Below are 13255 nucleotides of genomic sequence, written 5' to 3'. Positions count from 1 at the left end.
GAGACCCGCATTTATATGCATAGGGCGTACCAGCTATATTGCTGGTATCGCCTGTAAAGCGTTAATTCGCTCACAATTAAACTCAGGAGTAAAATTACAATACTTCCCGCACGCTAATACCCAGACGCTGCATACGTGATAATAGCGTGGTGCGTTTCATTCCTAATTTTGACGCTGCGCCGCGCGGCCCGGCGACAATACCGTTTGTTTCCCGCAATACCTGAATAATGCGCTGACGTTCCTCTTCATCGTTTTCCGGCGGTTCGGTATGCATCATTTCCGCCACGCGGGGGAGGGGAAAAGGAAAAGGATCATGGGCCACGGGCTGTACCATGCTGCTGGGTTGCGCATTTAAATGCAGGCTCAGCGTATTATCGCGTGAGAGCAACACCGCACGTTCCAGGATATTTTCCAGTTCGCGCACATTGCCGGGCCACTCGTAGCGCATCAACTGACGCATTGCATCGGCAGGAATGGTGTCGATTTGACGGTTCAAACGGCGCGCCAGCTTTTGCGTGAAATACCTTACCAGCAGAGGGATATCCTCCGGGCGATCGCGCAGCGGCGGCAACACCAGCGGGAAGACATTCAGGCGATAGAACAGGTCGTTGCGAAACTCCCGGTCGATGACCATCTGTTTCAGGTCGCGGTTAGTCGCGGCAATGACCCGGACGTTAACGGGAATGGTGCGGGTGCCGCCAATGCGCTCGATCTCTCGCTCCTGGAGCACACGCAGTAATTTAGGTTGCAGTTCAATCGGCATATCGCCGATTTCATCAAGGAACAGCGTCCCCCCATCCGCCATTTCAAAGCGTCCACGGTGAGTGTTGATCGCCCCGGTAAACGCCCCTTTATCGTGACCAAACAGTTCGCTTTCCAGCAGGGTTGATGGAATAGCGGCACAGTTGATTTTCACCAGCGGTTTATCTTTACGCAGACTCATCTGGTGAATGGCGCGGGCGATAACCTCTTTCCCTGTACCGGTTTCGCCAAGGATCAGCACTGTACTGTCACTCAGGGCAACAATATTGACCTGCTGGAGCACATCACGCATGGCGTCGCTCTGATAAATAATGTCGCCAAAGCTCTGACTGGAAAGAATTTGCTCGTTAAGTTTGTTGTTCTCGTTTTTAAGATTTTCTTTCAGATGCGTCACTTTGCGATAGGCATCGGCATTATCGACAGCAATGCCAATTCTGTCGGCAATCTGTCGAAGTAATCGACAGTTTTGCGCGTTAAAAATCGACAAATCCCGATGCGCCAGCACCAGCACACCGGTGGACTGATGGCTAAAGGCCAGCGGCAGAATAAAAACCGTCTCCAGACCTTGCGCATCGAGTTGTTGCAACAGGGGATCAGTTAGCCACTTTTGCGGCTCGTCTTTTTTTTGCAACAGGGTTGCATGATTTTCATTGAGCGCTGTATGCAGCAACTGGCTCTCACTGCGTAACAGGTAGTGCTGGCTTTCCGGCGGTTGCACCTTGAAATCCGTCGCGTTCCACATAAGCTGGCGCGAGCGCAGGGCATCACGAAGCACCATTGCGACCGTATCCACGCCAAAGAAGCGGTGAATTTCACGCGATACATCCGCTACCAGTTCATCGATATCCAGATGCGACAGCACTGAGTTGGTGATATCGACCAGCACCCGGTCATGGTCAAGTTCCTGGCGCAACAGCGAAACGGATTGTTCCAGCTTGTCGCGTTCGATATCGCCCTCTAAACCTTGCGCCGCGAGGCGTGCCAGCCAGGCAAACATGGTGCTGTCTTTTTCGCAAAATTTACCGCCATCGGTGCGCACAAAGCGCAACTCGGCCATGGTTTCCCCGGCAAGTAAAATCACCTGTTTTGAGCTGTCGCTGATTGAACCGGCATATTCACTGGTGCAGAACTCAACGCTTCCGTCATCAAAACAGCGGTAGAATCGCGAATTACTCAGGCGAAGTTCGACAAACTGAATGGGGCTGAACGGAGGGGGTAGAGGAATGAACGCCCGCAGGACGGACGCCTTATCTTTCTGTTCCAGCAAATGCTGTAAAATCATGGATACTGCATCCTTCCAGAATCAATTGTGCAGAAAAGCAGACAGAAACAGCCATAAATCAACATAATGTGACTTCCTTATCCGTTTTTTCATATCAAGTGATTGTGCTTCGGTAAGAGAGCGGGCCACCCGGTATACTACTATATCCCCTTATTTTGTAGTGTTACCCGCTTCACGTATAGCTAATTGTCATACGAATTGACGTTTTATTGATATCACTAATGGTTAATCCAGTCGCCGTACCATCAGATAGATCGCCGGCTCACCGGCAATATCCTTCAATTGTTGCAATATGAGCTGGCTCCAGCCGCGCCAGGGATCATCCGCTTCTTCCACCAGTTTAGCAAATGCCGGGGCCAGTTTATTGACGTGACTGGCATCAATGATGATTTCGCCAAACGTCAACAGCCCCTGCATTTTCTTGCGAGCGCCCTCTTCCAGTAGCGCAAGCCAGCGCTCGTAGTCGGCAAGCGGACATTCCAGTACCACGTTGAGGCAGTCGATTACCCCCACATGGTGACCAATGGCCAGTGAGTAGTACATCACCTGGCGACTCTTTTCCTCGATATTGACGCTGTCATCAACAAATTTCTGCCGCAGCGTCCAGAACATCACTTTACTGCCCTTCTCAGACATGCTTTCCCTCCATCTCGGCCCGCAGTTGCTGCACGATGGTGTCCAGGCGCGGGTCGGCAGCCTGCTGCAGCCAGGCATTAATTCGCGCTGCGCTTTCGCGCGGATCGCCTTCGGTCAATAGCGCGAAAAAGTGATCGGCAATTTCACGTCCCTGGCGATAGCCTGCCAGACGACGCGCCAGACGTTCGAGGTTGACGCGCATTGCCAGCGGTACAGCAGGCCAGCGGACGGTCGCCGTTTCATTTTCAGCCTGGTGGTGATCTTCTGCGTGCAGTTTCTGCTCCAGCAGGCCGAGCGCGACGGCGAAACCATGCACCGTTGCCGCCGGGGTCGGCGGGCAGCCTGGGATCCATACGTCAATGGGCACGATGGTATCGCTGCCGCCCCAGACGCTATACAGATCGTGAAAAATACCGCCGCCGACGCCACATGCGCCATAGGAAATCGCGATTTTGTGGTCAGGAGCGGAATGCCACGCACGCAGCGCGGGCATACGCATGGCGCGGGTGACCGCGCCGGTAAACAACAAAATGTCGGCATGGCGCGGCGATGCAACGACTTTAATGCCGAAGCGTTCGGCATCGAACAGCGGGGTAATCGCGGCGAAGATCTCAATTTCACAGCCGTTACACCCCCCGCAGTCCACGCGGTAAACATAGGCAGAACGTTGAATATCGCGAAGCAGCACTTGCTTGAGTTTTTGCGCTTGTTCATCCAGCGTTATGGGCTGACTGACATGCTGCTTTAACGTCAGGGAATGGGCGCTCATGCTTGCTCCTCAATATAATAATGAACGTTGGTGCTACCACGATGCTCCAGTGCTGCCCGACGTTTGCATGCCGGGCAGACATTCGCCTGGGCGCGCAGTGTTTCCACCTGTGCCGGGTTCGATTGGTGAAGCGCCAGCAATTCAGCCGCCAGGGCGACAGATTTTTCCGGCGCAAACGGTGCATGGCACTCACTGCAGTGCTGTAACCGAAAGGTCGCGCGCACATAGAGATCTTCTTTGCGGGTCACCGCCAGCTCAAACTCTTCTGACAGGCGAATGGCGTGCGTTGGGCACACCTCTTCGCAGCGGCCGCAATAGATACAGCGGCCGATAAACAGTTGCCAGACGCGGGCGTTGTCATCCGGATGGGTTTCCATCGTCAGCGCGTTGGCCGGGCAGGCGGTGGTACAAGCGCCGCAGGCGATACACTGCTCGGGATTGAGTTCGGGTTTCCCACGAAATCCAGGGCAGACATCCAGCGGCGCAAACGGATATTTCACCGTGACTTCGCCCGCTCTGATAATGGTTTTCCACAATTTAAGCATCGTATCTTCCTTATCTCAGCGGCGAATTGCGACGTTCAATACTGTAACGCTCGATCTCTTTGTACGGTACGGTTGTGGACTTGCGCTTACGCACATCCACCAGCGTGACGCGGTCCGTACAGGAATAGCAGGGGTCGAGGCTACCGATAATCAATGGCGCATCGGAAACGGTATTGCCGCGCAGCATGTAGCGCAGCACCGGCCAGTTGGCATAGGTCGCCGCACGGCAGCGCCAGCGGAACAGTTTCTGGTTGTCGCCGAGCATGCTCCAGTGCACATCCTCGCCGCGCGGCGCTTCCACGTAGCCCAGTGCGAATTTATGCGGCTTGTAGCTGAATCCTTCGGTCAACAGCGGGGTATCCGGCATATTGTCGAGGGCAAATTCAATCATCGAAAGAGAGTCAAGCGTCTCTTTGATACGCACCATCACGCGTGAGAAAACATCCCCCGCAGGCCAGCTAAACAAGGTTTTCGGCAGATTACCGTAGTCGGCATAAGGATGATCAAAGCGCAGGTCACGATGAAAACCACTGCCGCGGATCAGCGGGCCGACCGGGCTATAATCGCGCGCAATCTGAAGGTCCAGCACCCCGACCCCCTGAGTACGCTGTGCCATATTCGGCGTAGAGAGCAGCATATCTACCAGTTGGATCACTTCCGCGCGCATCTCTTTTACCAGTTGGATGGTTTTAATGCGCTGCTCTTTAAGGATGTCGCGCCGCACGCCGCCTATCAGGTTCAGGCCGTACGTTTTACGCGAACCGGTGAGCAGTTCAGCCATAGTCATCGATTTTTCGCGGATGCGGAAAAATTGCATAAAGCCGGTATCGAAGCCGACAAAGTGGCTGGAAAGGCCAATGTTTAACAGGTGGCTGTGCAGACGTTCCACTTCCAGCAGCACCGAGCGAATGGTGTGCGCGCGTTGCGGTACGACAATGCCCAGCGCGTTTTCCACCGAGGTGGTGTAAGCCACGCTGTGGGCGAAGCCGCAAATCCCGCAGACACGGTCTGACAGGAAGGTCACTTCGTTATAACCCATGCGTGTTTCCGCCAGTTTTTCCATACCGCGGTGAACGTAGAACAGGCGGTAATCGGCATCGACAATACGCTCGCCATCAACGAACAGGCGAAAGTGTCCCGGTTCGTCCGAGGTGATATGCAGCGGGCCGATGGGCACGATACGCGCCGAACTATCGCCATCATTGATAAACGGATAGTTTTCCGAATCACTGGTCGGTTCCGGGCGAAGACGATAATCCATGGTGTCTTTACGCAGAGGATGTAAATCGTCCGGCCAGTCGTCCGGCAGTACCAGACGGCGCTGATCCGGCAAGCCCACCGGAATCAGACCGTACATGTCGCGAATTTCACGCTCGCCCCAGACGGCGGCAGGTACCTTCGGGGTGACGGAGGGGAATTCACGCGTATTGGCATCAACCAGCGCTTTTACCACAATCCAGCATTTCTCCGTCCCTTCCATGGAAAGGGCGTAGTAGACCGCGTAATGACCATTAAGAGTACGTTCATCGTTACCGAATAACACCGGTAACCAGCCGTCATGCTGGTAATAGAGATAATGAACAATATCCGGCAGCAGATTGAGTTTTACCGTAATGGTGGTCTGTTCAAAGGTTTGCCGCTCTTCTTCAAGAATGGCACCGGGAAATTGCGCGTTTAACGCCGCAAGGCAGGCACCGCCACGAGGGGCATCGAGACTGACACTCTCTAAATAACTCACTTTAACTCTCCCTGAACCCGCGCGGGTGTTGCGGTTGCGGCGGTGGTGTCAAACGACGCCCACAGCCAACTGAATTGTGTTGATTGTTCATCATTACCGGACATCACAATGGCCGAGGCATTTGCCAGCATTTTGCTTACCGGTTGCGGAATATGGGTCCCCATCACCAGCATCATTACCAGCAAAATGACCATTGGCAGCGTGGTAAGCCAGCCCAGCTCACCGCTGGTGACTTCCTGAGGCGGCGCGGCAAACAGCGCTCTGGCGACCATACGCACCAGTCCACCAAGTACAATCGTCAGCAACAGCAGCAGAACGATGGTTACCAGCAGATGATCGGCTGCCAGCCCGGCGGTGACGGTCATAAACTCGCTGAGGAAAATATTGAAAGGGGGCATTCCGCCCAGTGCCAGTGCGCCGCCGCCAAGCAGGACAGCGGTAAACGGCATGACTTTCAGCATGCCGCACACCACATCCAGATTGCGGGTGCCGTATTTCAGCAGCACGTTGCCGGAACCGCAGAACAGCAATGTTTTGGCCAGACTGTGGTTCATCGTATGCAGCAGGGCGGCGAGAATACCCAGCGGGCCACCGATACCGAGCGCCACCGCCACCAGCCCCATGTTTTCCACACTGGAGTAGGCAAGCAGACGTTTCATATCCTGCTGGACAAGGATAAAGAACGCCGCCACTGCGACAGAGAGCAGGCCAAAGATCATCAGCAACGTATTGGGGAACGTGCTGCCGATGGCGTGGCAGATGATGATGTAATAGCGAATCAGCACCAGCAGTGCGCAGTTCAGCAGCACCGCTGAGAGCAGGGCGCTTACCGGACTTGGTGCTTCACTGTGGGCATCCGGTAGCCAGGCGTGCATCGGGAACAAGCCGGTTTTAGTACCAAAACCGATCAGCACGAAGACGAATGCCAGCACCATCAACGTTGGATCGAGTTTGCTGCTCTCTTTAAGGACTTCGGTCCAGAAAATCGCGTGATCAGGCTCAGCCATAAAGCTGGCAGCGTTGGCGTACACCAGTACAGTACCAAACAGACCAAATGCGACACCCACGGTACAGATGATGATGTATTTCCATGCGGCTTCCAGCGAGGAACGTTGGCCGTAAATCCCCACCAGAAACGCTGAACTCAGTGTGGTGGCCTCAATGGCTGCCCACATGACAATCAGGTTGTTACTGGTGACTACCAGCAACATGGTGAAGAGAAACAGATGGAAGAAACCGTAGTAGTTGCACAGGGTACCGACGATAATTTCCCCGTGATCGACTTCATGGCGCATATAGCCAATGGAGTACAACCCGGTGATAAAACCGATAATCCCGAGAAGCGACAAGAACAACCCGCTTAAGCTGTCGATATGTAACCAGCGATGGGCGGCAAAAATCTCGCCCGCAGTCACGGCCTCTGCGACCGTCCACAGCGCCACGACCATCAGCACGGCGATACCGACGAAATGGACGGCGGTGACCAGACCGCGCGCGGCATTTCCTCCCATACGGCACAGGAAGCAGAGTGCGGAAATGACCAGCGGCGTGAGCAACAGCAAGGTGAACATCAATGCGTGACTCATGTTGTTATCCTTTCAGCGCCGTAAGGTTATTAACGTCCAGCGTGCCGTGGGTACGCCAGATTTTTCGCGCCAGTATTGTCATTACGATCACCGCGAAAATGGCGTCGGTGGCGATACCGATTTCAACCAGCTCCGGCGCACGCCATGCCAGCAGCGCCAGCACCAGATGCGAGCCGTTCTCCATCAGACAGTAGCCAAACACCTGGCGCAGGATATTGCGCTGGCTAATGATGCACAGCAGCCCCAGCAGGAAGTGACCGAGCGCCACCGCCAGCGCGGGCTTAAGTTGCGCGACCAGCGGCAACTGCACCGGACGCACCACAAACCAGCACAGCAACACAATTGCTGCGGCCATCAGCACCAGTGCGGCAGGGCCAAACAGGCGTTCCCCCTGGCCCTCTGGCGCCATTTTGCGAAACGCATAGCCCATAATCAGCGGCACCATCAGAACCTTAGTGAAGAAGGCGCTGATGGACCATATCCGCAGTTGTTCTGCATCCAGCAGCTGCGCAAGGGTGAAAAATATCGACACCAGCACCAGTGATTGCAGGGCGTACAACCAGCAGGAGACGGTGTAGCGTCTGGCGCAAGTGACCAACAACGAGGTGAACATCATCAGCCCCGCCAGATTGTTAACGATCAATGTTCCCGTCATCTTCGACTCCCTTTATCCAATCCACGCTGCGGCAATGACGCTTGAGCACAGCGACATCACCACCAGAATCACCAGTACCAGTTTCATGGCATAAGGCAGCGGTGCCGCCTGTGCCACCTCTTCGCTGGGTTCCCCCGGCACTACGCGCCCGAACCAGTAGATAAACCAGCCGAAGCTGGCGACCGATTCCACCAGCGCCAGGATCATTACCGCGAGCAGAATAGGGTGCTGATCGGAGAGGGCGAACCCGGCGGCAAACAGGGGAAACTTGCTGAAAAAACCGTTGAACGGCGGGACACCAGTAATGGCGAGTGCCGCAACGCAAAAGCCGATCCCGGCAATGGGCAGCGTGCGCATTACGCCACGAAGACGTGGCAGCATACGCGTCCCGCAGCTGTAGCTGAGTGCCCCGGCCACCAGGAAGAACAGGCTCTTGGCGAAGGCGTGGTTAAAGATGTAAACAATCCCTGCGTTGAAGGCCATTTTCGAACCGAAAATCGACATCGACAGGGCGAGGAAAATCCATGCCAGTTGAGAGATGGTCGACCAGGCGAGCAGACGCTTCATATCTTTTTGCGGCAGGTACATCAGGAAGCCGTACACCAGAGTGATTGTCGCCATCGTAACGCCGACCCAGCCAATGATATGCGGGATCTGCCCACCTTCTGAAATGGCGCGGGCAAAGATGTAAACCCCCACTTTCACCATTGACGCAGCGTGCAGGTATGCACTGACCGGCGTCGGCGCTTCCATCGCATCCGGTAGCCAGGCCTGCAAGGGCAGTTGCGCTGATTTACCCCAGGCGGCGAACAAAATCCCGCCGTAGACGATTAATGCGGCGCTACCGTTTAACTGGCTCATCGCGCTGAGCGCAAAGGTGCCGGTTTGCAGGAACAGCGTTGCCGCTGCCAGATACAACCCCAGCGAACCGACGTGGGTGATAAGCAGCGCTTTCATCGCCGAACGTTGGGATTTCTCAGACTGGTAATAGCTGATGAGCGCCCAGGAGCAGCCACCGGTGATTTCAAAAAACAGCAACTGGCCCAGCAGTGTGGAGGAGAGCACCAGACCGGACATTGCGCCGATGAAAATCAGCAAAAATGCGTAGTAGCGATTGCTGCCGTCATGCGGGTGCTCCTTATTACCACGGGTCAGATATCCCGTGGAATAGAGCGATACCAGCAGGCCGAGGAAGACCACCACAAACAGTATCAGGGTACTGATTTTGTCTACCGTCATGCCGAACAACGCTATCTGTCCGGCGCTAAGCAGTGGGATCTCTACGACCTCGCTGCCGGCGGCATGAAAGCCCGCTGCCAGCGATACCGTGGCGATAGTTGCCAGCAGTGCAAACAGCGTGGCCAGCATGGGGGCGGTCTGTCTGGGGGCCAATGAGACGACCAGCGCGCCGATAAACGGCAGCAGCAGGGTCGTCAGGGCTAGAGTTTCCATAGTAATTCAGCGCTCCTTACAGACCGGTTAACCAAAGAACATATGACAGCGCGGCGAGACTAAAACCGAGCCAGGTAAGGTGGTGTGTCAGTAAAAAGCGCCCGCGAGCGAGCGAGTTTTCGACCACTGACGCAATAACAAACACCACCAGTAATTTGACCAGCGTGAGGACCAGCGAGAGCAGCATGGCCCCGATAGTCAGCGAGCCGGCATTGCCGAACGGGAAGAAGAGCGCCACGAACAGCGAGGCCATCACCACCTGTTTCAGACCGATCCCCCATTTAACCAGCGCCAGCCCGGCCCCGGAGTATTCGGTCAGCGGCCCTTCCTGTAACTCTTGTTCCGCCTCTGCCACATCGAAGGGGATTTTGCCCATCTCGATAAAACAGGCGAATCCGCAGGCGAGCATCGCCAGCAGCGTGGCAACCGGGGAGACCCAACCGGCCGCCAGCGTGGTGCTGATAGCGCCGATATTGGTCGACCCTGCCAGCAGCGCCAGCACCAGCAGCGAGAGAATCAACATCGGTTCCACCAGGATGCCGAGTGTCAATTCGCGGCTGGCGCCAATGCCGGAAAACGGACTGCCGGTATCGAGGCCGGAGAGGGCAAAGAAGAAACGGAATAAGGCGAACAGATAAATCAGGGTGATTAAGTCGCCCGCACCCGCGAAAGGCGAGGTACGCACAAACAGCGGTAGTGTCATTGCCACCACCAGCATGCTGCTCAACAGCACCCAGGGCATGACGCGGAACATCATGCCGGACGAGGCCGGAGCCACCTCCTGGCGCTTAAGCAATTTTTGTAGATCGCGGTAGTCCTGTAAGAGGCCCGGACCCTGGCGAGAGTGCATCCGCGCGCGGATCTGCCGGGAGATCCCGGTAAATAGTGGCGTTAGTGCCAGCAGAAACGCCGCCTGGCAGAGGGCAAACAGACCCAGTGACCAGTCAGGGGTTGGTTGTATCATCTTCTCTCCCTCCTTAGACGGCGATAGTCAGCAGCAGGATCACCAGCGCGGCAATCACATACAGGCAATAGAGACGGAAGTCGCCGCTTTGCAGATACTGCACCGCACGGGCAATACGTTTGGTTATCCCGACCAGAGGCAGGATGATTTTGTCGTCCCAGAACGGCTCTGTGCAGGTCGCAGCAACAGTCACACCGTCCAGGCTGCGCTGTAGCGGCTGGGCAGGATCGAGCTGTTTACGCATGCGATACAGCGGGCCAAAGACCACGCGCAGGGGCTGTGTAAAGCTACCGGCAGACGGCGCCATGCCTTTTTCCCAGGCGTAACCGCATGCCCATGCATCACCGGTGCGCCGGAAATTGCCACGGGTGTGACGATTGATATACCAGAACAGGCCCGGCAGCACGGGCATCGCGATAAGCAGCAGGAAGACCACCGATGGCGTCAATACTGCCTGCTGCGCGTCGCCTGGCATCAGCGTTGCGCCTTGCGCCACGGCCAGCGTTTCCTGAGAGGAAAGCGACTGGGCAATGTGCAACAGGTGTGGTGCAACGAGATTTGCCCCGACACCTGCCAGTACGCAAAACAGCGCCAGCAGACACATGGCAATCACCATCGGCCAGGGCACTTCCCGGGCATGGTCGGCTTTTTCGCTGCGGGCGTTACCGCAAAAACTCACACCGTAGACTTTGACGAAGCACATCGCGGCCAGCGCGCCAGTGATAGCCAGCATAACGATGGCGATGGGGCCTGCCAGCCGGGGAATAATGGCGTCCACGCGGGTGAGGGAGAAAAGCGACTGGTAGGTATACCATTCACTGATAAAGCCATTGAGCGGCGGCATGGCGGAAATCGCCAGACAGCCAATCAGGAATGCACCTGCGGTCCACGGCATCCGTTTGGCCAGTGCGCCCATTTTTTCCATATCCCGCGTGTGCAGGCGGAAAATAATCGCTCCGGCGCCGAGGAACAGCAGCCCTTTAAACAGCGCGTGGTTGAGCAGGTGGAACAAGGCGCCCAGCAGACCCACGGCGGCGATAACCGGATGATGGAGCGCAATGCCAGCCATGCCGACGCCAACGCCCATCAAAATGATGCCGATGTTTTCAACGGTGTGCCAGGCAAGCAGGCGTTTAATGTCATGCTCTGCCAGCGCGTAGAGGACACCCAGCACCGACGACACTGCACCAAAGGCCAGTACCACCACACCCCACCACAGCGGAATACCGCTATGCCCGAGCAGGTCGATACCGACTTTGATAATCCCGAAGATGCCGATTTTGACCATCACACCCGACATTAATGCCGACGCGTGTGACGGCGCTGCCGGGTGTGCGCGCGGCAACCAACTGTGCAATGGCAGCATCCCCGCTTTAGCGCCAAAACCAAAGAACGCCAGCAGGAAGACTGCGGAGGCAACACCCGGTGACAGCGACAGTTCGCGGAAACTGGCGAAATCCAGGCTGTTGCTCTGTCGCCACATCAGGAAGAAGGCAACCATAATCAGCACCGAACCAGCGTGGGCGATAAAGAAATAGAGCAGGCCGGCGTGAATGGATTCGTCGTCCTGCTCGGTGATGACCAAAAACCAGGAGGCCAGCGACATCATTTCAAACAGCACGATGAACCAGAATGCGTTGTCCATCACCACCAGGCCGACCATCGATGCGATGAACAGATTCATAAAGAAGCCCATCGCGCCGACGCCTTTGCCGACATACTCGCGCACGTAGGAGAGCGAATAGAGGCCGCAGACGGTCACCAGCAGGGAAATCACCAGCACCATAAAGGCGGCGAGGCTGTCCATGCGCACGATAAAGTGGGCAAATGCGAAGGGGCCGATGGCCTGCCAGTGCAGCGTTTCCGTACCCGTTAACGCAGTGACGGCGCTCGCCAGACCGAGTAATCCGCCGGCCATTGCCGACAGACCGGCCACCTTAATCGCCAGTTCTTCTTGCCGGGCCAGTAACAATGACGCGACGCCGCCAGCGACATATAACAAGATTGACCACATCAATAATTGCAGGGCATCCATTAGCGTTGCTCCGGCGTGGGTGAAGAAGAGTCGAAGGTCATATCCGTCGTGTTGAGCGCGGCCAGGAGCCTGCGTGCTTTCAACTGTTTGTTGATTGCATCTTCCTGCACCAGATGCAGCGCATGTGTCGGACAGGATCTGACGCAGGCGGGGCCTTCTGGAAGGAAGTGGCAGAGGTCGCATTTGACGGCGATGGTCTGCACGCCCGCGTTCCAGCGCAAAAACGGCTGCATGGTTTGCGGACTGGCAGGAACATCCCGGAGCTGTTCTTCCGGAACGAAGTTTTCGTAGCGTGCAGGAATATTGACCGGGCGGCTTCCTGACGGGGTAATCGCACCGAACGGACAGACCAGACCGCAGAGTTTGCAGCCGATACAGAGCGTTTCGTTGAGATAGACCGCGTCATCCTTAAAGGAAATCGCGTTTACCGGGCAAACCTGTTTGCAGGGGGCATCGTCACAGTGTCGGCACATGACCGGCGCGGTTTTGGTGTCCGTTTTAACCAGCGTTAATCGTGGGTGGTACTGCAACCCTTCAATCTTATGAACATCCGAACACGCAGCAAGGCAGGTATTGCATCCTATACACCACTCGGGATTTGCAATCACAAAGCGGTTCATGTCGGCTCCTTGAGAAGAAAGCAAGAAAATCGTTGAGCCTTCTTAAGCACAAGTCATGCCAGATGTTAAAATCTTTATTTATCAGATGGTTGTTATAATTTCAGGTGGCGAGTCAACAAAAGTGATGGTCAGGGCTGAACGAGAAGTAACCCGTTGTCGGCACTAGTGTCGAAATGAATGATAAAGTGTGATCAACTTCAAATAATTGCCG

At 55.7% G+C, this 13255-nt stretch carries 11 protein-coding genes; all 11 read right to left on the bottom strand.

Annotation, left to right across the window (positions count from 1 at the left end):
• Positions 1 to 94 precede the first annotated feature (94 nt).
• A complete protein-coding gene (locus tag AAIG39_RS15595; protein ID WP_343194228.1) occupies positions 95 to 2044 on the bottom strand; it encodes a sigma 54-interacting transcriptional regulator in 1950 nt (649 codons plus the stop codon).
• Positions 2045 to 2269: 225 nt separating this feature from the next.
• Positions 2270 to 2680: a formate hydrogenlyase maturation HycH family protein gene (locus tag AAIG39_RS15590; protein WP_343194227.1), complete on the bottom strand. Its 411-nt coding sequence runs from the start codon at positions 2678 to 2680 to the stop codon at positions 2270 to 2272.
• Positions 2673 to 3449, bottom strand: a complete 777-nt coding sequence (locus AAIG39_RS15585; RefSeq protein ID WP_343194226.1) for an NADH-quinone oxidoreductase subunit B family protein — start codon at positions 3447 to 3449, stop codon at positions 2673 to 2675. The genes AAIG39_RS15590 and AAIG39_RS15585 overlap by 8 nt, the downstream gene beginning before the upstream one ends.
• Positions 3446 to 3994, bottom strand: a complete 549-nt coding sequence (gene hyfH, locus AAIG39_RS15580; protein WP_090086216.1) for a hydrogenase 4 subunit H — start codon at positions 3992 to 3994, stop codon at positions 3446 to 3448. Before hyfH ends, AAIG39_RS15585 begins: the two co-directional genes overlap by 4 nt.
• Before the next feature lie 10 nt (positions 3995 to 4004).
• Entirely contained in the window at positions 4005 to 5732 is a 1728-nt protein-coding gene (locus AAIG39_RS15575; RefSeq protein ID WP_343194225.1) for a hydrogenase large subunit, read from the bottom strand.
• A complete protein-coding gene (locus AAIG39_RS15570; RefSeq protein ID WP_343194224.1) occupies positions 5729 to 7318 on the bottom strand; it encodes a hydrogenase 4 subunit F in 1590 nt (529 codons plus the stop codon). The genes AAIG39_RS15575 and AAIG39_RS15570 overlap by 4 nt, the downstream gene beginning before the upstream one ends.
• Positions 7319 to 7322: 4 nt before the next feature.
• Positions 7323 to 7973, bottom strand: a complete 651-nt coding sequence (gene hyfE / locus AAIG39_RS15565) for a hydrogenase 4 membrane subunit (RefSeq protein WP_090086223.1) — start codon at positions 7971 to 7973, stop codon at positions 7323 to 7325.
• A gap of 12 nt (positions 7974 to 7985) precedes the next feature.
• Positions 7986 to 9425, bottom strand: coding sequence for a hydrogenase 4 subunit D (locus tag AAIG39_RS15560; protein ID WP_090086225.1), 1440 nt, complete (start codon positions 9423 to 9425; stop codon positions 7986 to 7988).
• A gap of 16 nt (positions 9426 to 9441) precedes the next feature.
• Positions 9442 to 10389 (bottom strand): respiratory chain complex I subunit 1 family protein, encoded by a 948-nt coding sequence (locus AAIG39_RS15555; RefSeq protein ID WP_343194223.1) that lies wholly within the window; start codon positions 10387 to 10389, stop codon positions 9442 to 9444.
• A 13-nt stretch (positions 10390 to 10402) separates the two neighbouring features.
• Complete coding sequence (gene hyfB / locus AAIG39_RS15550) at positions 10403 to 12424, bottom strand: hydrogenase 4 subunit B (RefSeq protein WP_343194222.1); 2022 nt, start codon at positions 12422 to 12424, stop codon at positions 10403 to 10405.
• The gene (locus AAIG39_RS15545; RefSeq protein WP_090086231.1) at positions 12424 to 13044 is read right to left on the bottom strand and encodes a 4Fe-4S dicluster domain-containing protein; all 621 of its coding nucleotides are present in this window, start codon (positions 13042 to 13044) and stop codon (positions 12424 to 12426) included. Before AAIG39_RS15545 ends, hyfB begins: the two co-directional genes overlap by 1 nt.
• Between the last annotated feature and the right edge of the window lie 211 nt (positions 13045 to 13255).

It is taken from the genome of Phytobacter palmae (assembly GCF_039409775.1).
In the GTDB taxonomy this organism is placed as follows: domain Bacteria; phylum Pseudomonadota; class Gammaproteobacteria; order Enterobacterales; family Enterobacteriaceae; genus Phytobacter; species Phytobacter palmae.
Note: the sequence above shows the minus strand (reverse complement) of the source record. Positions and strands in the feature narration are given on the sequence as shown.